Annotated in this window: 20 protein-coding genes; 7 read left to right on the top strand and 13 right to left on the bottom strand. The window is 68.6% G+C overall.

Features of this window, described 5'->3' with window-relative positions; all coding sequences use genetic code 11:
* The 10 genes from F0415_RS00305 to F0415_RS00350 all read right to left on the bottom strand — a co-directional run bounded on the left by F0415_RS00305 (position 1) and on the right by F0415_RS00350 (position 12963).
* Positions 1-1908, bottom strand: a complete 1908-nt coding sequence (locus F0415_RS00305; protein WP_188310240.1) for a nucleoside-diphosphate sugar epimerase/dehydratase — start codon at positions 1906-1908, stop codon at positions 1-3.
* Positions 1905-2909 (bottom strand): glycosyltransferase family 4 protein, encoded by a 1005-nt coding sequence (locus F0415_RS00310; protein WP_149859201.1) that lies wholly within the window; start codon positions 2907-2909, stop codon positions 1905-1907. The genes F0415_RS00305 and F0415_RS00310 overlap by 4 nt, the downstream gene beginning before the upstream one ends.
* Positions 2906-4078, bottom strand: coding sequence for a lipopolysaccharide assembly protein LapB (lapB, locus tag F0415_RS00315; RefSeq protein WP_149859202.1), 1173 nt, complete (start codon positions 4076-4078; stop codon positions 2906-2908). Before lapB ends, F0415_RS00310 begins: the two co-directional genes overlap by 4 nt.
* Positions 4071-4334, bottom strand: a complete 264-nt coding sequence (locus F0415_RS00320) for a lipopolysaccharide assembly protein LapA domain-containing protein (RefSeq protein ID WP_149859203.1) — start codon at positions 4332-4334, stop codon at positions 4071-4073. Before F0415_RS00320 ends, lapB begins: the two co-directional genes overlap by 8 nt.
* 55 nt (positions 4335-4389) lie before the next feature.
* A complete protein-coding gene (locus F0415_RS00325) occupies positions 4390-4710 on the bottom strand; it encodes an integration host factor subunit beta (RefSeq protein ID WP_149859204.1) in 321 nt (106 codons plus the stop codon).
* Positions 4711-4779: 69 nt separating this feature from the next.
* Positions 4780-6462 (bottom strand): 30S ribosomal protein S1, encoded by a 1683-nt coding sequence (rpsA, locus tag F0415_RS00330; protein WP_149859205.1) that lies wholly within the window; start codon positions 6460-6462, stop codon positions 4780-4782.
* 156 nt (positions 6463-6618) lie between these two features.
* Positions 6619-7308, bottom strand: coding sequence for a (d)CMP kinase (cmk, locus tag F0415_RS00335; protein ID WP_425457791.1), 690 nt, complete (start codon positions 7306-7308; stop codon positions 6619-6621).
* Positions 7309-7318: 10 nt separating this feature from the next.
* The gene (gene aroA / locus F0415_RS00340) at positions 7319-8632 is read right to left on the bottom strand and encodes a 3-phosphoshikimate 1-carboxyvinyltransferase (RefSeq protein WP_149859207.1); all 1314 of its coding nucleotides are present in this window, start codon (positions 8630-8632) and stop codon (positions 7319-7321) included.
* Positions 8633-8635: 3 nt separating this feature from the next.
* Positions 8636-9721 carry a 3-phosphoserine/phosphohydroxythreonine transaminase gene (serC, locus tag F0415_RS00345; protein WP_149859208.1) on the bottom strand — a complete coding sequence of 362 codons (1086 nt, stop codon included), beginning with the start codon at positions 9719-9721 and terminating at the stop codon, positions 8636-8638.
* 59 nt (positions 9722-9780) lie between these two features.
* Positions 9781-12963, bottom strand: a complete 3183-nt coding sequence (locus F0415_RS00350; protein WP_149859209.1) for a PAS domain S-box protein — start codon at positions 12961-12963, stop codon at positions 9781-9783.
* 71 nt (positions 12964-13034) lie between these two features.
* Here F0415_RS00350 and msrP point away from each other — a divergent pair, with 71 nt between their 5' ends.
* A complete protein-coding gene (gene msrP, locus F0415_RS00355; RefSeq protein ID WP_149859210.1) occupies positions 13035-14000 on the top strand; it encodes a protein-methionine-sulfoxide reductase catalytic subunit MsrP in 966 nt (321 codons plus the stop codon).
* The gene (locus F0415_RS00360) at positions 13991-14626 is read left to right on the top strand and encodes a protein-methionine-sulfoxide reductase heme-binding subunit MsrQ (RefSeq protein WP_149859211.1); all 636 of its coding nucleotides are present in this window, start codon (positions 13991-13993) and stop codon (positions 14624-14626) included. The genes msrP and F0415_RS00360 overlap by 10 nt, the downstream gene beginning before the upstream one ends.
* Here F0415_RS00360 and F0415_RS00365 read toward each other — a convergent pair.
* Positions 14605-15477, bottom strand: a complete 873-nt coding sequence (locus F0415_RS00365) for an FHA domain-containing protein (protein WP_149859212.1) — start codon at positions 15475-15477, stop codon at positions 14605-14607. The two genes, F0415_RS00360 and F0415_RS00365, sit on opposite strands and share 22 nt — an antisense overlap.
* A gap of 98 nt (positions 15478-15575) precedes the next feature.
* Between F0415_RS00365 and F0415_RS00370 the strand changes: the two genes are divergently transcribed.
* Complete coding sequence (locus F0415_RS00370) at positions 15576-15851, top strand: polyhydroxyalkanoic acid system family protein (protein ID WP_149859213.1); 276 nt, start codon at positions 15576-15578, stop codon at positions 15849-15851.
* Here F0415_RS00370 and F0415_RS00375 read toward each other — a convergent pair.
* Positions 15796-16560 (bottom strand): DUF8198 family protein, encoded by a 765-nt coding sequence (locus F0415_RS00375; RefSeq protein WP_149859214.1) that lies wholly within the window; start codon positions 16558-16560, stop codon positions 15796-15798. The genes F0415_RS00370 and F0415_RS00375 overlap by 56 nt on opposite strands.
* 92 nt (positions 16561-16652) lie before the next feature.
* Between F0415_RS00375 and F0415_RS00380 the strand changes: the two genes are divergently transcribed.
* From F0415_RS00380 to F0415_RS00390, 3 genes are all read left to right on the top strand, one after another.
* The gene (locus tag F0415_RS00380; protein WP_149859215.1) at positions 16653-17903 is read left to right on the top strand and encodes a patatin-like phospholipase family protein; all 1251 of its coding nucleotides are present in this window, start codon (positions 16653-16655) and stop codon (positions 17901-17903) included.
* 101 nt (positions 17904-18004) lie between these two features.
* Positions 18005-18595 (top strand): phasin family protein, encoded by a 591-nt coding sequence (locus tag F0415_RS00385; protein ID WP_149859216.1) that lies wholly within the window; start codon positions 18005-18007, stop codon positions 18593-18595.
* A gap of 175 nt (positions 18596-18770) precedes the next feature.
* Positions 18771-19781, top strand: a complete 1011-nt coding sequence (locus F0415_RS00390) for a restriction endonuclease (protein ID WP_188310241.1) — start codon at positions 18771-18773, stop codon at positions 19779-19781.
* A 49-nt stretch (positions 19782-19830) separates the two neighbouring features.
* Here the strand turns inward: F0415_RS00390 and F0415_RS00395 are convergent, their stop codons facing one another.
* On the bottom strand, positions 19831-21819 hold the full coding sequence (locus F0415_RS00395) for an SDR family oxidoreductase (protein ID WP_149859218.1): 1989 nt from the start codon (positions 21817-21819) through the stop codon (positions 19831-19833).
* Between the two features lie 159 nt (positions 21820-21978).
* Here F0415_RS00395 and F0415_RS00400 point away from each other — a divergent pair, with 159 nt between their 5' ends.
* Positions 21979-22236 (top strand): acyl-CoA-binding protein, encoded by a 258-nt coding sequence (locus F0415_RS00400; RefSeq protein WP_149859219.1) that lies wholly within the window; start codon positions 21979-21981, stop codon positions 22234-22236.
* Position 22237: the final 1 nt, after the last annotated feature.

Below are 22237 nucleotides of genomic sequence, written 5' to 3' on the forward strand. Positions count from 1 at the left end.
TCAACCGGCTCGCGCGACGCCACCAGGCTCCGGAACACCGGGTCCGTTCCGGCCATCGGCGCGCTGTTCGTCCTGTTCGCCGCCGGGCACATACTCGGGTACGGCCTCGCAAAGCAATGCGAACAGTTCGTCCTCGCCGGCTGAACCGGCCAGTAGCTGATCCAGCCTGTCCAGCAAATCACGGATCCGTTCCAGATCGGCTTGTCGCGGCAGCGCGCGCAGGATGCGCGGGTGTCGGGTGCGCTGATAACGTTCAGACGGATCGAAGAGGATTTCGTGGAGTTTTTCTCCGGGCCGCAAGCCGGTGTAGGTGACCGCGATGTCTATACCCGGTCGCTTGCCGCTGAGCCGGATCATCTGCTCGGCCAGCTCCCGGATTGCGACCGGACGGCCCATGTCCAGGGCGTACACCGCGCTGGACAGCTCGTCCAGGCTGACCGAGTGCAGGATCAGCTGACAGGCCTCCGGAATCGTCATGAAATAGCGGGTCACTTCCGGGTGGGTGACCGTGACCGGCCCTCCGGCGGCTATCTGGCGCCGGAACGCCGGGACCACACTTCCCGCCGAATCGAGCACATTGCCGAACCTGACCACCGCCAGCTTGACGCCATCGTCTGCGAACACCGCCTGGCTGGCCAATTCAGCGAAACGCTTGCTGGCTCCGAGCACGTTGACCGGGCAGATCGCCTTGTCGGTGGAGATGAGCACGAAGCTGCCCACGCCCGTTTCCCGCGCCACCCTGGCGACGGTAGCGGTGGCCACCACGTTGTTGCGCAGGGCTTCGCGGACCTGGCCCTCCAGCAAGGGCACCTGCTTGCAGGCGGCGGCATGGAAAACGAAGTCCACACCGCCCTGGAAGGCCAGGCGGCAGGCAGCTGGGTCGCCGCAGTCGGCCAGAAACGGCCGGATTTCCGTCTGCGGATGGTCGCGCCCAAGCTCTTCCGCGATCTCCACGAGAGGCAGTTCGGCACGCTCGAACAACACCACCGTTGCGGCGCCGGCCGCCACGCATTGCCTGGCAAGCTCCGAACCGATGGAGCCGCCGGCGCCGGTGACCACCACCCGCTTGCCGGCGATGCAGGTGGACACGGGCTCGAACTCCACCGGTTTGCGTCCCAGCAGGTCCTCGATCCGGACCTCGCTCAGCTCCAGCCGTCGTGCCTTGCCCTCCAGCATGTCGGCCAATCGAGGCACGGTGCGGAATGGCAGCCCCGTTTCGTCGCAGAGGGCCACCACCCGCTGCATCTCGACAGCGGTGGCCGAAGGCATGGCGATGACCAGCAGCTGCGGAGCGGTTTCCTGGGCGATGTACGGCAGGTCGTCGAGCGTACCGAGCACCGGAACGCCCTGCAGCTTCGCGCCCTTCAGGCCGGCCTGGTCATCGAGCAGGCCGACCGGCTGGTAACGACCGTCGGCGCGCAACTCGCGCAGCAGGTTTTCCGCCGTCCGGCCGGCACCCAGTACCAGCACCCGGGTACCGCTGCCGTGCTTGGCGTGTTGGTAGTCCTTCCAGAGCCGGTACAGGAAGCGCGGCGCCCCCAGCATCACCACCAGCGCCACCGGGTACGGGAACAACACCCGCCGCGGCACCTCGGGCAAGCGTCCGAGCAGAAACAGCACCGCGACGATCAGCACCACGCCGATCAGCGCTCCCCGCACCAGGTTGGCCAGATCCGGCAGGCTGGCGAAGCGCCACAGGCCCTGGTACAGGCCGACCATCTGCAGGGTGACACCCTGGACCAGCATGGCGATCAGCAGTTCCAGCAGCAGCGACGACGCCGGCGGTGCGCCGGCGACGCTGGCCAGCCAACGCAAACCGGACCAGACGAAGGCGATCATCAGCAAGTCGTGCACGACGATCAGCAACCGCGGCACCAGCAGCGCTGCCGAGCCTTGAGCGAACTTCATTGCTGCAACTCCCGGAGGTGGGGCGACATCGGCCATCGCCGACGCAAGGACAGGTAAAGGACCAGGACCAGCACGGCGCCGACGACGGCGCCGGCGAGCGAAACCTCCCGCTGCTGGCGCGCCAGCGCCACACCGGCGCCCGCCAGCGCGGCAGTGACGACGGCATAAGCCAGGCAAACCGTACCGTGCCCCACCCCGCCGGCGATGGCCCGCTGATAAAGATGTTCCCGATGGGCCAGCCAGACCTTCTCCCCGCGCCGCAGCCGGCCCGCCAAGGTCAGAGTGGCGTCCGTCACGAAGGCCAGGGCGGGAAGCAGGGCCAGCCAGGGCGGTAATCCGCCACTGCCGGCAATCAATACCCCGGCTGCGACGGCAAATCCCAGGCTGTGGCTACCCACATCGCCCAGGAACACCTGCGCCCTCGGCAGGTTCGCCGGCAAGAACCCCAGACAGGCCATCGCCAGCACCAGACCCAGCCAGGCGGCTGCGCCATCGGTCATGCCAGCCAGGGCCAGCCCGAACAGCGCCGCCTGACTTGCGGCCAAGCCATTGCTGCCATCCATGAAGTTCCAGATGTTGACCAAGGCCATGACCAGCAGCCAGGCCATCAGGACGCCCACCACGGTGTCCGGCCATGGCGACGCCAGCGGCGCTACCCAGGCCAGCGGCAGGGCGCCGAGAGCCTGACCCAGTGCCTTGGCCGCCGCCGGCAAAGGCTTCAGGTCGTCGAGCAGGCCGGTGCCGGCGACCAGCGCCAAGCCCAGGGCGAAGGCCGTCGCTCTCTCACCCAGTGCCGGCGTAGCCGCTGCCAGCAGCGCCACCACGATGCCGATGCCGCCGCCGCGGGCAGTCGCTTCGGCATGCAGGCGACGGGCATCGGGCCGGTCCACGATGCCGTACCGCAGGGCCCAGCCTCGCCATACCCAGGCCAACAGGGCGGCGGTGGCCATAGCGACGCCAAGCCAGGCCGGCCACAGCGGCGGGAAGCCGGCGGTACTCACTCCGTCACCGCTCCGTGCACTGGCTTCACGCTGCCCCAGGACTTGCAACCGGGACACTGCCAATGATGGGCTCGGGTGCCGAAGCCGCAGCGTTGGCAGCGGTAACCCGGTGTGCGCACCAGCAGCTGCTCGGTAATGTGACGCAAGGTGCGCAGGGTGGCCGCCGGGTCATTGTCCGGGTCCTTGAGACTGAGCTCGATGTAGGCCGCCTCGCCCCGCACCGACGGCCGCTGGCGTAGCTGTCCGGCCAGAAATTCCAGGGCTGCCCGGGTTCCCTCGTCGCGCTGCAGGATACGCGCCAGCTCCAGCACCGGGGAAATGCCCGGGTACTGCTCGATCATCTCCATCAGGAAGCCGCGGGCACGGGCCATCTCGCCGCGACGCTCGTAGCAACCGAGCAGCGGCTCCAGGATCTCCGGCAGGAATTCGATGTCGTGACGGGCGACCCTCTCGTAAGCCCGGATCGCCGCGGCGTCATTGCCCAGGGACTGTTCCAGCATGCCCTCGACCAGGCCGGCACGGACACAGTGACTGTCGGCTGCATAGGCTTCGAAGATGTGCTCGCGGGCCTGTTCCGGCTGGCCGCCCAGACGGGCCTTCTCCGCCAGCTCGCAATGGAACTGGGCCACCAGCCTGCCCATCGGCTCTCCGCTCACCGATTCGTACTGACGCGCATGTTCGATGGCCTTGGCCCAGTCCCTTTCGGCCTGGTAGATCGAGATCAGGTGCTTGAGCGCCTGCGGCGCCTGCACGCCCACTCTCACCAGGTCGGTGAACAGGGTTTCGGCGCGGTCCAGCAGGCCGGCCCGCATGTAGTCCTCGCCCAGCGCCAGCACTGCCCGGGTCTTCTGCTCGTCGCTCAGGCCGGGGCGTGCCACCAGGCTCTGGTGCAGGCGGATGGCGCGGTCCACTTCGCCACGGCGGCGGAACAGGTGGCCGAGGGCGAACTGCGTCTCCACCGTATCCTTGTCCACCGCAGCGATCTGCAGGAAAACCTCGATGGCCTTGTCCTGTTGCTCGTTGAGCAGGTAGTTCAGGCCACGGAAGTAGGTGTTGGACAGGCGCGAAACCCGCGCGCCGCCCTTGCGCTCGCCACCACGGCGGCCGGCCAGCCAGCCGCTGGCTGCCGCCACCGGCAGCAACAGCAACAACCAGGCGTATTCAGTCATGGCCTTCCGGGTCGCCGGCCTTGGCCGGAACGGCCGGCTCGCCGGTGCGGCGGCGGCGCGGCCAGACCACTCCGGCCAGCAACACCAAGCCCGCCAGGACGGCGCCGACGAGCAGGGCGAACAACAGGGCCGCGCCGAGATAGGTGTCCACCGCGGCGAAGCCCAGATCCACCTGCACCGGATCACGGTTGAGGGCGCTGAACAGCACCCCCAGCAGGACGAACAACAGGGCCAGCAAGGCTTTGATCAGGCGCATCCGCTCAGGATCCTGTATCGGGTCCCGCAAAGCTTAGCCCAGCGGGCGCGGAAGCTCAGCCCTCGCCGGGGGCAGCCTCGGCCGGGTCGGCGGCGTTGCCGGCATTGACGCGGTCGCGCAGCTCCTTGCCGGGCTTGAAGTGGGGAACGTACTTGCCGGGCAAGGCCACGGATTCTCCCGTCTTGGGATTGCGGCCCATGCGCGGCGGACGGAAGTGCAGGGAGAAACTGCCGAAGCCCCGGATCTCGATGCGCTCTCCATGGGTCAGGGCGCCGCTCATCATCTCGAGCAGGGTCTTGACCGCCAGGTCCACGTCATCGGCCTTGAGGTGGGCCTGGCGACGCGCCAGCACTTCGATCAGCTCGGACTTGGTCATCTCCGGACTACCCCTCGTATCGCGGGAAAGCCGCGGCCCGGGCGAACCCGGGCCGCGTCGCGGTGGCGGTCACTCGCCCTTGTTCAGCTGCTCTCGCAGCAGGGCGCCCAGCTTGGTGGTGCCGGCGGAAGCGTCGTAGGACTTGTTGACCTCGGCCAGGGTCTCGGCCAGCTCTTCCTCGTCCTTGGCCCGGATCGAGAGCTGCAGCATGCGGCCCTTGCGGTCCATGCCCATGAACTTGGCCTCGACCTTGTCGCCGACCTTCAGGTGCTGGCTGGCATCCTCGACCCGCTCCTTGGCGATGTCGCTGGCGCGGATATAGCCCTCGACGCCGCCCTCGAGCTCGATGGTGGCGCCGCGGCTGTCCACGCCCTTGACCACGCCGGTGACGATGCTGCCCTTCTGGGTGCCGGCCATGTACTGGCCGACCGGGTCCTGCTCGAGCTGCTTGATGCCCAGGGAAATGCGCTCGCGCTCCGGATCCACCGCCAACACCACCGCCTCGACGGTGTCGCCCTTCTTGAAGTTGCGGACCACGTCCTCGCCGGTGGTGTTCCAGCTGATGTCGGACAGGTGCACCAGACCGTCTATACCGCCGTCCAGGCCGATGAAGATGCCGAAGTCGGTGATCGACTTGATCTGGCCGGACACCTTGTCGCCCTTCTTGTGCAGGGCCGAGAAGGCTTCCCACGGGTTCGGGGTGCACTGCTTGATGCCCAGCGAGATGCGGCGGCGCTCGCCATCCACGTCCAGCACCATCACCTCGACCTCGTCGCCGACCTGCACGACCTTGGACGGATTGACGTTCTTGTTGGTCCAGTCCATCTCGGACACGTGCACCAGGCCCTCGACGCCCGGCTCGATCTCGACGAAGGCGCCGTAGTCGGTGACGTTGGAAACCTTGCCGAACAGACGGGTGCCGGTCGGGTAACGACGGGCGATGTTCTCCCAGGGATCGTCTCCCAGCTGCTTCAGGCCCAGCGAGACGCGGTTGCGCTCGCGGTCGAACTTCAGCACGCGCACGTCCAGCTCGTCGCCGACGTTGACCACCTCGGACGGATGCCGCACGCGCTTCCAGGCCATGTCGGTGATGTGCAGCAGGCCGTCGATGCCGCCCAAGTCGACGAAGGCGCCGTAATCGGTGAGGTTCTTGACCACGCCCTTGACGATCGCGCCTTCCTGCAGGCGCTCGAGCAGCTGCTCGCGCTCGGCACTGTTCTCGCTCTCGACCACGGCGCGGCGGGAGACGACCACGTTGTTGCGCTTGCGGTCAAGCTTGATGATCTTGAACTCGAGTTCCTTGCCCTCGAGATAACCCGGGTCGCGCACCGGGCGCACGTCCACCAGGGAACCGGGCAGGAAGGCGCGCACGTCGCGGATGTCCACGGTGAAGCCGCCCTTGACCTTGCCGGAGATGCGGCCGGTCACGATCTCGCCGGCCTCCATCGAGGCCTCCAGCTCGTCCCAGACCATGGCGCGCTTGGCCTTCTCGCGCGACAGCACGGTCTCGCCGAAGCCGTTCTCCAGGTACTCGAGGGCCACCTTCACGGTGTCGCCGGGGGCCACTTCGATCTCGCCGGCCTCGTTACGGAACTGTTCGATCGGGATGATGCCCTCGGACTTGAGGCCGGCATTGATGACGACCACGTCCGCGCGCACCTCGACCACGGTGCCGGTGACGATGGCGCCCGGCTTGAGCTTGGCGAGCTCGGTCTGGCTCTGCTCGAACAGTTCAGCGAAAGATTCAGTCATTGTCAGGTTACTCGGGTTGGACACACGGGCTGCGGCTCCGCCGCGACCCACCTGTTGGCGCTTGCGCGCATTGGTTGGAAACAACGAGCCCGCGCCGTCCTGGCACGGGGGCTGGCCTGCCTGGGGAATCGCCGCCGCCGGCGGCATGCTGCGGTTCTAGCGGCGAGGCTGCCGGAGCTGTTCCGGAAGCACCGCCAGGACACGCTCGACCACCTCGTGGATGGGCGTGCCGGTGGAGTCCACGACGACCGCGTCCTGCGCGGGCTTCAGGGGCGCCACCGAACGGCTCGCATCGCGCTCGTCCCGAGCGGCGATTTCGTTCAGCAGGCCGGCAAGGGTAACCGAAACCCCTTTTTCCTTCAACTGTTTATGGCGCCTTTTGGCTCTCTCTTCGGCGCTGGCGGTCAGGAACACCTTCCAGCGGGCGTCCGGAAATATCACCGTACCCATGTCGCGACCGTCCGCGACCAGGCCGGGCGCGCGCCGGAAACCGTGCTGCAGCGCCACCAGGGCGGCCCGAACCTGGGGATGGGCGGCGATCGCCGAGGCAGCGGCGCCGGCGGTCTCGGTACGGATCAGGCGGGTGGCGTCCTTGCCGTTGACGATCACCCGGGGCTCGCCTTCCCCCGCGGTTTCGAAGCGGATGTCGGTGCGGGCGGCGCAGTTCGCCACCGCCTCGGCGTCGCTGAGGTCCAGGCCCTCCCAGGCGGCGGCCAGGCCGACCGCCCGGTACAGGGCGCCGGAATCCAGGTAGTGCCAGCCCAGGCGATCGGCCACGGCCCGACTGATGGTGCCCTTGCCGGAGCCGGAGGGACCATCGATGGTCAGCACGGGGATCGTCTGCATGGCGGCCATTCTAGCCTGCGGGCCGCAGGCCGAAACCGGCGGCGGCGGCGAGCCCGGCGAAATCCGGGAAGGAGGTGGCGACGTTGGCGCAGTCGCGGATGCGCACCTCGCCGTCCGCCAGCTGGGCGGCCACGGCCAGGCTCATGGCCACGCGGTGGTCGCCCAGGCTGTCGACGTCACCGCCATGCAGGCGGCCGCCCTCGATGACGGCGCCGTCGGGCCGTTCCTCGACCCGGGCGCCCAGGGCGCGCAGGGCACTGGCCATGGCAGCAATGCGGTCGGATTCCTTGACCCGCAGTTCGGCGGCACCGCGCACCACCGTGCGCCCCCGCGCGAGGGCGGCGGCGGCGAACAGGGCCGGGAACTCGTCGATCATGTCCGGCACCAGCGCCTCGTCCAGCTCGATGCCGTGCAGCGGTGCGTGGCGCACCCGCAGGTCGGCCACCGGCTCCCCTCCCTGCCGGCCCTCGGCTTCCACGCGGATGTCGGCACCCATGGCGCGAAGCGCGGCCAGCAGGCCGGTGCGGCGGGGGTTCATGCCGACGCCGCGCAGCAGCAGCTCGCTGCCCGGCACCAGGCTGGCGGCCACCAGGAAGAAGGCCGCGGAGGAGAAATCGGCCGGCACCCGCACCTCGGTGGCGCGCAGGCGGTGGCCGCCCTCCAGCGCCGCCTCGCCGGTACGAAAGCGCACCGGCCAACCGAAGGCCGCCAGCATGCGTTCGGTGTAGTCGCGGCTGGGCCGGGGCTCGCGGACCCGGGTTTCGCCACGGCCGTACAGGCCGGCCAGCAGCACCGCCGACTTCACCTGCGCACTAGCTATTTCATTATTGAAATCAATTGATTGAAGATCATTCTTGCCGCGAATTGTAAGTGGCGGAAAACCGCCTTCCCCGGCCTCGATGCGGGCGCCCATGCGTGCCAGCGGCTCGATCACGCGCCGCATCGGCCGGCGCGACAACGACGCGTCGCCGACCAGGGTACTGTCGAAGGACTGCCCGGCCAGCAACCCCGCCAGCAATCGCATGGCGGTACCGGAGTTGCCGCAGTCCAGGGGTTCCTGCGGGGCCCGCAGGCCGTGCAGCCCGACCCCGCGCACGATCCGTTCGCCGGGGGACGGCGCCCCGATGTCCACCCCCATGCGCCGGAAGATCGCTACCGTCGCCAGGGTGTCCTCGCCCTCCAGGAAACCCTCGATGCGGCTGCAACCGTCGGCCAGGGCCGCCAGCATGATCGCCCGATGCGAGACCGACTTGTCGCCGGGCACCCTGATCTCGCCGCGGAGCGCTCCGCCGGGCCCGGCCAGCCAGTCCTGCCGTCCCGCCATGGTTCAGCCGTGCCGTCGGGCGAAGTCGGCCATGAAGTCCGCCAGTGCCGCGACGCCGGCTTCGGGCATGGCGTTGTAGATCGAGGCGCGCATTCCGCCCACCGCCCGGTGACCCTTCAGGCCGACCAGACTGGCGGCTTCCGCTTCCTTGAGGAAGACCGGATCAAGCGCCGGATCCGGCAGGGTGAAGGGCACGTTCATGCGCGAGCGCGCCTCCGGACGGACCGGGTTGCGGTAGAAGCCGCCAGAGCCATCGATGACTGCGTACAGGCGCTCGGCCTTGCGCCGGTTGCGCTCGCCAAGGGCGGCCAGGCCGCCCTCCGCCTTCATCCACTTCAGCACCAGGCCCAGCACGTACCAGGCAAAGGTTGGCGGGGTGTTGAACATGGAGTCGTTCTTGACCTGGTTCAGCAGCTCGAATATCGGCGGCAGCAAGCGGCCATGCCGGCCGAGCAGGTCGCGTCTGACGATGGCCACGGCCAGGCCCGACGGCCCCAGGTTCTTCTGGGCGCCACCGTAGATCACCCCGAACCGGCGCACGTCCAACGGCTCCGACAAGAGGTTCGAGGACGCGTCCACCACCAGGGGCACGTCGCCGGTGTCCGGTACCTGGCGAAACTCCACGCCGTGGATGGTTTCGTTGCTGGTGATGTGCACATAGGCCGCGTCCGGATCCAGGTCCCAGCCCGCCGGGTCGGGCACGTGGTCATAGCCGTCGGCCTTGGCACTGGCCGCCACGCGCGCCCGCAACGAGACCCTGGCGTTGTCCAGCGCCTTCTCGCCCCAATGGCCGGTCAGCACGTAGTCCGCGCCCGCCTCCGGGCCGGCCAGGTTCATGGGCAACAACGCCGCTAGCAGGGTGGCGCCACCCTGGAGAAACAGCACCGCGTAGTCGTCCGGCACCCCCGCCAGCTCGCGCAGATCGCGCTCGGCTTCGGCCGCACATGCCACGAAAGCCTTGCCGCGATGGCTGACCTCCATCACCGATGCCCGTTCGCCCCGCCATTCCAGCAGTTCCTCCTGGACCTGGCGCAACACGGGTTCGGGCAGCGCGGCCGGGCCGGCGCTGAAGTTGAAGGCACGCGTCATGGATTCACCTCGGAACTGCGGATGCAGGCTAACACGGCGCCCGCACTTCGGGCAGCGGGTCAGCCGAGGATGCGGGCGTCGCCCAGGAGCAATTGCTCGAATTCCTGCGCCGGCAACGGCCGCGCGAACAGGTAGCCCTGGCCGTACTGGCAACCGAGCTCGGCCGCGATCACGCGCTGCTCTCCGGTTTCGATGCCCTCTGCGGTCATGGCCAGGCCCAGCTCGCGGGCGAAGCCGGCGATGGTGCGGACGATGGCGCGGTGACGCGGATTGCTGGCGATGTCGCGAATGAACACCTGGTCCATCTTGAGGGCATCGAACGGCGATGCCGCGAACGACTCCAGGGATGAGTAACCGGTGCCAAAATCGTCCACCACCAGGCCGACGCCCAGGGCCTTGAGCGCCAGCAGCCGCTGCTCGGCCTGGGCGCGGCCGGTGCGGAAGGCCGTCTCGGTGACTTCCAGGCGCAGGCTGGCCGGCGGCAAGCCGTGCCGTTGCAGCAGCGAGAACACTTCCTCGACGATCCCGGCCGACACCATCTGCTTCTCGTCCACGTTGACGTTGACAGTCAGCTCCGGCCAGTCCGGAAAGCGGTTTCGCCAGACGGCCAGCTGGCGGCAGGCCTCCTTCAGGACCCAGGCGTCCATCTCGACGATCAGCCCGGTTTCCTCCGCCACCGCCAGGAAATCGGCCGGCACCAGCAGGCCGCGCAGCGGATGGCACCAGCGCACCAGCGCCTCGGCGCCGACCAGCCGACCACTGCCGAGGTCCACGATCGGCTGGTAATGAATACGGAACTCGCCGCGTTCCAGCGCCAGCCGGAAATCGGTCTCGAGCTGCAGCCGACTGAGCGCCTCCTGGTGCATGGCTTCGTCGAACACCACGAAACCGGACTTGCCGGCGGCCTTGGCCCGGTACATGGCGGTGTCGGCGTCGCGCAGGACCTGGTCCGGCGACTCGTACTCGCGCCGTCCGAGCACGATGCCGACGCTGGCCGCGGAAAACACCTGCTGGCCGGCGATCTCGAAGGGCTGTTCGAATACCCTCAGCACGGTCCTGGCGATTTCGACGGCCCGGTCCAGGCTGCAGGGGCCGTCCGGCAGCAAGGTGAACTCGTCACCGCCGTAGCGGGCGATCAGGGCGTGCCGCAGCAAGTTGTCCTCCAGGCGGCGAGCGATCTGAACCAGCAGCCGGTCGCCGGCACCGTGACCCAGGCTGTCATTCACCCATTTGAAACCGTCCAGGTCGAGGAACAACACCGCATAACCGCCGTCGCCCTGCCCCACCGTTGCCGACATGGCCTCGGCCAGGCGCTGGTTGAACAGCATGCGGTTGGGCAGGCCCGTCAACGGGTCGTGGGTGGCATGGAAACGCAACCGGTCCTCGGCCTCGCGCTGCCGGGTGATGTCCAGCACCGTGCCGGTCAGGTGCTCCACGCCATCCAGCAGCACCGGTCCGATACTGACCCGCACGTAGACCCGGCGTCCATCCTTGTGCAGCAGGCAGGTTTCGAAGTCGCCGGGCACCGGCTCGCCAGCGGCCCGCCGACGGTCGCGCTCTTCCGAAACCGGCACCGATTCCGGTGCCATGATGGCGCGGAAGTCCTGGCCCTCGATCTCGTGCTCGCTGCGGCCGATCATCCGGGCAAAGGCCTGGTTGACATAGGTGTAGCGCTCGCCCCGCATGACGTAGACGCCGACCTGGCTATGCTCGACCAGGGTGCGGTAGCGGGTTTCGGAGCGCTGCAGGGCCTGCTGGATGGCGTGGCGTTCGTCCACGTCCAGGATCGACCCGGTGAAGTGCAGGGGCTGGCCGGCTTCGTCCCGGATCAGCCGCACGCTGGCGCTGACCCACTTCTCCCGCCCGTCATGCATGCGGGCCCGGGTCTCATGATTGCTGAAGCCGCCTTCCCGCAAGGCCCGCTCCACCAGGCGCGGCCTTTCCGCGGGATCGGCATAGAGGCCGGTCATGTTCCGCACGGCCGATTTGAGGTGGTCCGGGCTCTCGTGACCCAGCAACCGGGCCAGCACCTGGTTGACCTCCATGATCCGGCCGTCGAGGGCACTGCGGAACAGGCCGGCCGGGGACGTCTCGAACAGTTCGCGGTAGCGCCGTTCCGCTTCGGCGACCGCCCGCTGCCGCCGCCGCTCCTCGGTGACGTCGCGCAAGGTGCCGGTGGAGGCGATGTCGCCGCGGTACTCGACCGCGTCCGCCCTCACTTCGCAGAGGATCCGCTGGCCGTCCTTGCGCAGAAGGTGCACCTCGTAGACCTGAAGTTCGCGCGAGCCGGCTTCGCGCCGGGCCCGCCGCTCGGCCTGCGCGGCCAGGTCCTCGGGATCCACCAGGTTCATGTACTCCATGCCGGTGAGCTCGGACACCGGGTAGCCGAGGATGCCCGCCATCGCTTCATTGGCGAAGACCACCTTGCCGCGCTGGATCAGGAACACGCCGTCGCGGCTGTTCTCGACCAGCACCTGATACAGGGCCTGGGACTGTTTCAGGGCCTCCTCGGCCTCGACCTGGGCGGTGATGTCCACCACCGAGCCTTCGAAGAACAGCGCCTGGCCGTTTTCGTCGAAAATCGCCCGGGCGTTCTCGCTGATCCAGATGACACTGCCATCGCGACGGCGAACCCGGGCCCGCGCCCGTTCCAGCCGCCCACCAGAGCGCAGCACCTCGTGCAGCTGCGACACCTGCTCCCGGTCCACGTAAAGACTGGACGCGTCCCGGGCCAGCTCGGCCAGCATCTGCTGCGGCGAGGCATAGCCGAAGATGCGGGCCATGGCCGGATTCACGTCCAGGAATCCACCGCCGGGCAGGCTGCGGTACAGCCCCTCGGACGCGGCCAGGTAAAGCGAGCGGTAGAAGCGGTGATCGGTCTCCTCGCCCGCAGCGTCTTCGCCTTCAGGCAGAAGGTAGAGCAGGCAGAACACCACCGGCTGGCCGGCCTCGCTGGCGAACTCCGCGCTCAGCAGCCCGGTCCGGACGCTGCCGTCGGCGCAGACGATGCGGGTGGGCACCGCGACCGCCCGGTGGTCGCCGCGCAGCACACTCCATATCTTCGAGCGGAACCCCGGGTCCTGCCACAGGCCGATCTCCACCGGAATCCGGCCGATCACCTGCTCGCGACGCCAGCCGGTGCTACGCTCGAAGGCGGGATTGACGTCCAGGAACACGCCGTCGCTGGCGCGCATCACCGCCACGATGCTTTCCGATGACGCGAAAGCCTCGGTCAGGCGCATCCCGGACCCCCTGTTCGCACTCTTGGGGGAGTATAGCCAGCCGAATCGGCCCGAACCGCCGGGAGCCGCCCATGCCTCGCCTCCGCCTGCCCCCCGTTGCCGCCTCGGAAATCACCCCGGAACCGGTCTGGCTGGCCCGACGGCGCCTGATCCTGGCCGCCACCGGAGTGCCATTGGCCGGCCTGGCCGGCTGCGCCGGCGCCGAGGACGAGGAGGCCCTGGCGGTTGCGGAACCCGACGACGGGCCCGACGGATTCCGCAGCGCCGAACCGCTGACCCGCTTCGAGGACGCGTCCGGCTACAACAACTTCTATGAGTTCGGCACCGGCAAGGCCGACCCGGCCCGCCACGCCCATACCCTGCCGACCGAGCCCTGGGTGGTGGTGGTCGGTGGCGAGGCCGAGGTTACCGGCACCTTCGCCCTCGACGACTTGCTGCGACCGCACACCGTCGAGGAGCGTGTGTACCGGCTGCGGTGCGTCGAGGGCTGGTCCATGGTCATCCCTTGGCTGGGCATTCCGTTGGCGGCGGTGATCCGCCGCTTCCGGCCGACCTCGCGTGCCCGCTTCGTCGCCTTCACCACCCTGGCCGACCGGGCCCGGATGCCTGGTCTACGCCTGCCGGTACTCGACTGGCCCTACCGGGAAGGCCTGCGCATGGACGAGGCCATGCACCCGCTGACGCTGCTGGCAACCGGCATGTACGGTCGCAACCTGCCCAACCAGAACGGCGCGCCGCTGCGGCTGGTCGTACCGTGGAAATACGGTTTCAAGAGCATCAAATCGATCGTCCGCATCGATTTCACCGAGTCCATGCCGCCCACCGCCTGGAACATGGCGCAGCCTTCCGAGTACGGGTTCTATTCCAACGTGAATCCCGACGTGCCGCATCCACGCTGGAGCCAACGCAGCGAACGGCGCATCGCCGGCGAGGGCGGAAACCTGTTCGCCAGACGCATTCCCACCCTGCCCTTCAACGGTTACGGCGAGCAAGTGGCCTCGCTGTACGCCGGCATGGACCTGCGCAAATGGTTCTGAGCCGGGTGGACTGGCGCTGGTTCTGGTTCAAGGCCGCTGCCCATGTCCTGCTGCTGGCCCCGCTTGCACACCTGGCCTGGCGGGCGATCCGCGCCGACCTGGGTCCCGATCCGGTCGCGGCCCTGACCCACGGCACCGGCGACTGGGCCCTGCGCCTGCTCCTCGTCTGCCTGGCAATGACGCCGCTGCGCCGGCTGTCCGGCCGAAGCTGGCCGATCCGCTTCCGCCGGATGCTGGGCCTGTACGCGTTTTTTTACGCCTGCCTGCACCTTGGGGTGTACCTGGTGCTGGACCTCGGCGCCTACTGGCGGCAGATCCTCGAGGACATCGTGCTGCGGCCCTACGTCACCGCCGGGTTTTCTGCCTGGCTACTGCTGCTGGCCCTGGCGCTGACCTCGACCCGCGGCTGGATGCGCCGCCTCGGCAGGCGCTGGGGACAGTTGCACAAGGCGGTGTACGCAGCCGGCATCCTGGCGGTGCTGCACTACCTGTGGCTGGTGAAGGCGGACCTGCGCGAGCCGCTGCTGTATGCGGCGCTGCTGGCCGTGCTGCTGGGCCTGCGCCTGGGCTGGCACTGGCGCCACCGCCGGCGTCCTGTAGCCGCTCAGCCGACCCGGGGCGCGTAGACCAGCAGCGCAGTCAAGGCCGCCGCCAGCACGGTGGCGGCTGCGATCAGCCACCAGAGTGCGCCCGGGTCGCGGCCGCCGCCGGCCTCTTTCGGCGCCTCTCCCGAGGGTTCGCCCGGAACCGGATCCCGGGCCACCGGCACCCGTACCGCCGGCACCGTCTGGGTGTGCGGATTGGCGGCGATCCGGGCGGCTCCCGCCTGGCCACGCTGAGGCAGGCCCGGCGCCTCCAGCACGAAGCGGTACTGGTCGACCTGCAACTGGTCGCCCGGAGCCAGCACCGCATCCAGCACCGGCACGCCGTTGACCAGGGTCGGCTCCGCGCATTGGGAGCGCAACACGATGCGGTCGCCGTGCAGTTCCACCACGGCATGCCGCTCGGCCACCGCCGGATCGTCGAGACGGAGATCGGCTGCGGCCGAGCGGCCGATCAGACGTGGCTCGCTGAGGGTGAGGCTGCGGCCGAAATGCGGGCCACTCTGCCCACGCAGCACCACCCGTGCCGCCGATACGCGCTGCGCTTCGCTCATTGGTGCCGGTGCGGCGGCGGGTATGCGCCGCTCGATCGGCGGGTCGTCGTCGTCGCGGACCAGCACCCGCAGACGGTCCAGGCAGACCAGGTCGCCCGGACGCAGCTGGGCCAGCCTCCGCACCGGGCGGGCGTTGACATGCACCACCGGTACGCCCGCCGGCACCCGCAGCCAAAGCCCGCGCCGGTCGGCGACGAAACTTGCATGCAGGGGCGCCAGGCCCAGTCCGCTCAACTGCACCCGGCTACCGCGGCTGCCTATCGTGACCTCCCCCTGCAGGGGCAGGTTCGGGTGTTCGCCGTTGGGAAAGCTCAACTGCATCCGGTGTCCTCCGCGGCGCAATCTAACATGGGGTCGGCGTCGGCATGCTTGGTGGATACGGCAATTCCGATCAGAATGGGCCGCTCACGGAGACCGCCATGTCCGACATAGACATCCGCCGAAAGCATGCCCTGCCCGCCGACCGCGCCAAGGCGGCCATCCAGAAGGTCGCCGACCATCTGGCCGAGCGCTTCGAGGTGGACTGCCGCTGGCAGGGGAATACGCTGCATTTCTCCCGCAGCGGCGTCGACGGCAGCATCGAGGTCGGGCCGACGGAAGTGCGGGTGGTAGCCCGGCTGGGTTTTCTGCTGTTCGCGCTCAAGCCGACGGTCGAGAACGAGATCCACCGTTACCTGGACGAGGCTTTCGGTTGAGCCGGAACGGGTCGGGGTCGCCCGCGAACAGCCGCCGCGACGCGGCGTATTCCCGCTCCGCGATCGCGTCCAGGAACCGGCCCGCGCCCTCCAGGCCGGCGAAGGCGGCAAACCCCCTCTCCAGAAAGCCCTGGAGTTCCGACACCCCCGCCAGGCGCGCCGGCAGCCGCGAGGCACGCAGCAATCGCCCGACGCCCGGCAGGCGCACGGCGGCCTCCAGTGTCCTGCCCAGCGACAGGATCAGGCCGATCTGATGCCGGCGCAGGCGCGGGCAGCCCGTTTCCCGGTAGGCCTGCCCGTAATCCGCCATGGTGATCGGCGCATGCGGGTCAGGGCGCTTGGCCAGCACAGTCGCCATTGCCAGATCGAACGCATGGCTGAGCACCGCCAGCTCGACCGCCTCGACCGCCGCCTCCGACAGGGCCGCCGGCAGCAGCCGGACCATCGCCGGCAACACTCGCGCGGCATCGCGGTCACGACCGGAGAAATCCCGGTCACCGTACAGGTCGTCCAGGAAAAACTGCGCGGCAGCCCGGGTTCCCGGCCGCTCCAGAAAGTCCCGGAAGCTCGCCCGCAGCCGGTCGGCCTGCCAGGCGCGCAGCGGTGGCAGGGTCGCCAGCCGGTTGCGGGGCTCGGCCACCGGGTCGTTCAGGCGGCGTTGCCAGGCCAAACGCCTGGCAAGCCGCCGGCGCAGCAGGATCTCGCTCACGGATGCGGGAATGGGCAGGCGGACGGCATCGCTTGTAGGGGGCGGGCCAGGGGCTACAATCCGGGCGCCCTTGGTCCAGGAACGCACACAGGATGCTCGTAATCCAACCCGCCCGGAAGCGCCGGCGCGCCAGCCCGGGCCGCATCGGCCTGGCCGTGGCCGGCGGCGGCCCGATCGGCGGCATGTACGAACTGGGTGCCTTGCGGGCCCTGGACGTCGCCATGGACGGGCTGGACCTCACCCGGCTGGACGTCTACGTCGGGGTCAGCTCGGGCGCCTTCCTGGCGGCCGGCCTGGCCAATCGGCTGGACACCGCCGACATGTGCCGCATCTTCATCACCGGCGACAGCCCGGACGTGAAGTTCCGTCCGGAAATGTTTCTGCGCCCGGCCTTCGGCGAGTACCTGCGCCGGGCCATCGCCCTGCCGCGACTGGCGGTCGAATGGTGGCAGGGTGTCCTGACCGACCCGACCGGTTCGCACCTGGCCGACCTGGTCGGCCGCATCGGCGGCGCCATCCCCACCGGCCTTTTCGACAACTCCGGCATCGAACGCTTCCTGAGCCAGGTATTCACCCTGCATGGACGCAGCAACGATTTCCGGGAGCTGGCCGCCAGACTCTACGTGGTGGCGGTGGACCTGGATAGCGGCGAAGCGGTGCGCTTCGGCGCCCCGGGCTGGGACGACGTGCCGATCTCCAAGGCGGTGCAGGCCAGTTCCGCCCTGCCGGGCCTGTACCCGCCGGTGGACATCCGCGGCCACCATTTCGTCGACGGCGCGCTGCGCCGGACCATGCATGCGTCGGTCGTGCTGGACCATGGCATCGACCTGATGATCGGGATCAACCCGTTCGTGCCCTACAACGCCAAGCGCGCCACCGAGAAACCCCGCCAGGGTAGGGACAAGCTCGCCGAGGGTGGTCTGCCGATGGTGCTTTCCCAGACCGTGCGCACCATGTTGCAGTCGCGCATGCGGGTCGGCCTGGAAAAGTACGCCGAGCGCTATCCGCAGGTGGACCAGCTGGTGTTCGAGCCCAACGAGGACGACGGCGAGATGTTCTACACCAATGTCTTCGGCTACTCGGCCCGGCAGCGGGTCTGCGAGCACGCCTTCCGTTGCACACTGAACGACCTGCGCCGCCGCCGGGCCGAGATCGGGCCACTGCTGGCCAGGCACGGCCTGCACCTGCGCGCCGAAGTGCTGGACGACCCGGCACCTTCCCTGCTCGCCGGCCTGGCGCCGGCCCGGCGCCGCACCGTCACCGAGGCAAAACTGGAACGTGCCCTGGACGACGTGGACGCGCTGCTGCGGGGCAGCGGCCGGGCGAACCCTCGCCGCGGCTGAACCGTTTGCCCCGGTGGTGTGAATGCTCTAGACCGCCGGCGCATCTTGCGCCACACTAGGCCCGCGTGCGGGCCGATCCGAGTACAGGAGCCGACACACTCATGGCCAAGCTGAAGAAGACCGCCCGCGCCAAGGCCAATGCCAAGCCGAGCGCCGCCGACCTGCAGGCCCGTGCCGAGCAGCTGTCCCGTTCCATCATGGGCTCCGCCCAGCAGATCTGGGCTGCCGGCATCGGCGCCTTCCAGCGCGCCCAGAACGAAGGCTCGAAGCTGTTCGAGGCGCTGGTGAGGGAAGGCATGAGCCTGGAGACGTCCACCCGCAAGCTGGCCACCGGCAAGGTGGACGCGGTGCGCGATGCGGTCGAAGACAGGGTGGGCGTGGTACGCGAGCGCGCCGCGGACACCTGGGACCGTCTGGAGAAGGTGTTCGAGGAGCGCGTCCAGCGTGCGCTGAACCGCCTGGGCGTGCCGGGCAAGGAAGACCTGGACGAGCTGGGCGCCAGGGTGGACGCGCTGACCTCGGAGCTGCGCAAGCTCTCGGGCGGAAAGGCGCCAGCCCGCAAGAAGGCGGCAAGGAAGGCGACCCGGCGTCCCGGCAGCCTCGGCAAGAAGTCCGCGACGAAGGCCACCGCCCGGCCGCGCAAGCCGGCCCTGCCCAAGGCGCCGAGGCCGGTGCCTCCGCAGGAGGCCTGAGCCGCACCGTTGACGTCCGCCAGCCGGAACGGAGTCGTTCGCTCCCTCCCCTTTCGGCTTCGGGCTGGCGGACCCTTTACCTGCCTGGCGACGGGCCCGGTCTAGCCGGGCCCGTCGTCTTTTGGCGTTATGCTTTGCACCCCTTTGGTGACCCGGAGTCGGTCGGATGCTCGGCATGCCCCCCCTGATCCTCGCGATCGCCACCTCGCTCGCGGCCTTGGCCGGAAGTTTCTGGTGGTTCGGAGTGCATCGTCGTCGCAAGGCCGAGACCCTGGCCGGAATCCAGGCCCTGGCCGGAATGAAGTGGCGGGAATGTGCCGGCCTGGTCCTGCAGGCGCTGGCCGAGAAGGGGTACCGGGAAGCGCCTTCCAGCGGTCAGCCGGGCGACGGCGGTACCGAGTTCGTCCTGCTCAAGGACGGCCAGCGTTGCCTGGTCGGCTACAAGCATGGCACGGCCTACCGCCTGGGCGAAGCGAACGTCCGGGATTTCGCCAATGCCGTGCAACTGCAGGGAGCGGCCAGCGGCATCCTCGTCACCCTCGGCAGCGCCGAGGGATTTGCCCGTGATCTGGCCCGCCGCTACGAAGTGGAACTGATCGACGGACCGAGCCTGTGGCCGCAGGTGGAGCCGTTCGCGCCCGCCGCGATGGTAGAGGCGGTGCGCGAAAAGGCCGCATCGGAAACGCGGCGGGGTAAACAATGGGGCATGACCGGCAGTCTCGCGCTGGGCCTGCTGGTGTACCTGGCGGCGTGGGTCGCCGAGCCGGCACCGCCGGCGACCGCGGCAGCGGCCGTGACCGGTGTACCGGCCTCGTCGGCCGCCCCAGCACCGGAACCGGCAGCGGCAACTGCCGGTCCCGCATCACCCGCGGACGAAGCCAGCCGGCAGGTCGCCGAGGCCAGGCGCGTCCTCGAACAGGTTGAAAGCCTCAGTGACGAAGAGAGGGCCAATCGCCGCGCCACCGCGGCGGCCCGGGTGGCGGTGCTGGAAGAAGCGAAGTCGGCGGTCTGGTCCACCCAGTCCACCCTGGTGGTGAACATGGCCCGCCCCGACAGTATGGATCGCGGCCTGGTCAACGACGCCTGCGCCATCCTCGTCGAGTACGAAGAGCTGCGTTTCTCCCGCTTGCAACTCGAACCGCCTCCGGGCAGCCAGTCGCCGGTACGCTGGCGTCAGTGCAAGTAGCGACGGCGGCCGGGCGAACCCGGCGAGCCGCCCCCCTCGCCCCGGCACGCTACCAGTGCACTCCGCGCATCAGGGCGGCGAAAGCCACCTGTTCGTTGGTCGGCCGTTCGTCCTTGATTGCCTTGCGATCGCCCTTGGCAGCCGCCGAGTCCGGGAACATCTCGAAGGCCGTGTTCATGATCACCTCGTAAGCCTTCGGCGCCAGCGCGTTCAGCGTGGCGGCGAAGATGCCCATGCGGGTAGCGACGCGACTTGGCCGTTCGATGATCGCCTTGACCACCAGGTCGGCAGCCTCGTCCGGCGTCAGCGTCGGCACGGCGTCGTAGATCTTGGTCGGAGCGATCATCGGTGTCTTCACCAGCGGCATGTTGATGGTGGTGAAGGCGATGTTCTTGCCGCTGAACTCGGCCTGGGCACAGCGGCTGAAGGCGTCGAGCGCCGCCTTGGAGGCGACGTAGGCCGAGAATCTCGGCGAGCTGGCAAGCACGCCGATCGAACTGATGTTGATGATGTGGCCCTTGCGGCGCTTGGCCATGGTTGGCAGGAACCCCATGATCAGGCGCAGGCTGCCAAAGTAGTTCAGCTGCATCGTCCGCTCGAAATCGTGGAAGCGGTCGTAGCTGAGTTCGATGGAACGACGGATCGAACGGCCGGCGTTGTTGATCAGGATGTCTACCGCCTTGTGTTCGGCCAGCACCGTCCTGACCAGTTCGTCGCAGGCCGCCATGTCGGTCAGGTCACAGGGATAGGCCCAGCACTTGCCTCCCGCCGCAGTGATCTCGTCCCGTGTCTTGAACAACTCCTCTTTGCCCCGGGCCACGATGATCACCCTGGCGCCGGCCGCCGCCACCTTCTCGGCCGTCGCCTTGCCTATGCCGGACGAGCCGCCGGTGATCAGCACCACGCGGTTCTCCACGTTGCCACGCAGCGAACGGTCAACGAACAGGTCCGGGTCGAGATGCCGTTCCCAGTAGTCCCATATCCGCCAGGCATAGTCCCCGATATCCGGCAGGCGCACCTTGCTGCCCTTTAGCGCGCGCTCGGCATTGCGGGTGTCGAACCGGGTCGGGTAGGTAATGAAACCGAGCGCCGCTTCCGGGATCTTCAGGTCCTTGAGCAGCATGCCGGTGAACCGCTTGACCGGCGGCAGATTGACCAGTGCACCGCGCACCGGCGCCGGCACCACCGCGAACATGCGAGCGTCCAGCCGCATGGTCATCTCCGGTGCGTGCGCGGCGCGGCAGAACACGTTCATCAACTCGCCGAACCGCATCGGCTGCGGGTCCACCAGATGGAAGCATTGTCCGTCCAGGCCGCGCTTGTGGGCGATGTGGTCCATGGCGTCGGCGACGAAATCCACAGGCACGACGTTGATGCGCCCGCCTTCGACACCCAGGGTCGGCATCCATTGTGGCAGCGCCTGGCGCAGCTTCTTGATCAACGTGAAGAGGTAGTAGACGCCGTCGATCTTGTCCATCTCGCCGGTGCGCGAGTGGCCAATGACGATGCCGGGCCGATAGATCCTGAACGGCACCCGGCATTCCTTGCGGACGATCGCCTCGGACTCATGCTTGGTGCGCAGGTACGGATCGCGCAGACCCTCTGCCTCCTCGAACATGTCCTCGCGAAACACCCCGGGATACAGGCCCGCCGCGGCGATCGAACTGGCATGGTGGAAACAACCGGCCTTCAGCGCCATGGCCAGCTCGACCGCATGCCTGGTGCCTTCGACGTTGGCAATGCGCTGGCTCTCGGCATCGGCGGTTAGGTCATAGATGGCAGCGAGGTGGAAGAAATGTTTCACCTTGCCGGCCAGGCCCTTGATCCGCGCCGGACTCAGGCCAAGTCTCGGACTGGAGAGGTCGCCGGCTACCGCAACCACGCGCTTGCGATCCCAACCCATGCGGTCGGCGATGTCGTCGAGCTTCTTCTCCGATCCCTTGCGCACCAGCACATGGACCGTGCCCTTGCGCTTGAGCAGGTTGCTGACCAGGAAACGCCCGATGAAACCGGTACCGCCGGTGACGAAATAGCTCATTGACCTATCCCCTGCCCTGATTGCCGCCTGTGGTTGCCGCCGTGCCGGGACGGCCGGCCGGCACGCCTAAGTTGCCAGAGCCCCGGGGAGCCGGCAAACCCCGCGTTGACCGCCCCGCGGGTGCGTGCTATTCACCGGCACAGGCACGGGGGAACCGCAATGGCCGATCTGAAGAAACAGTTCCAGCAAGCCGCTAAGGACGTGATGGACCTGCCCGAGCGGCCCGACAACGACACCATGCTCAGGCTCTATGCCCTGTACAAGCAGGGCTCGGAGGGTGACGTGAAGGGGCCCCGCCCCGGCTTCTTCGACTTCGTCGGCACCGCCAAGTACGAGGCCTGGGAAAAGCTGGCCGGCATGCCCGCGGAAGAGGCCATGAAGAAGTACGTGGCCCTGGTCAGGCAGTTGCGCGGCTGAC

It is taken from the genome of Arenimonas fontis, from assembly GCF_008386465.1.
Taxonomy (GTDB): Bacteria; Pseudomonadota; Gammaproteobacteria; order Xanthomonadales; family Xanthomonadaceae; genus Arenimonas; species Arenimonas fontis.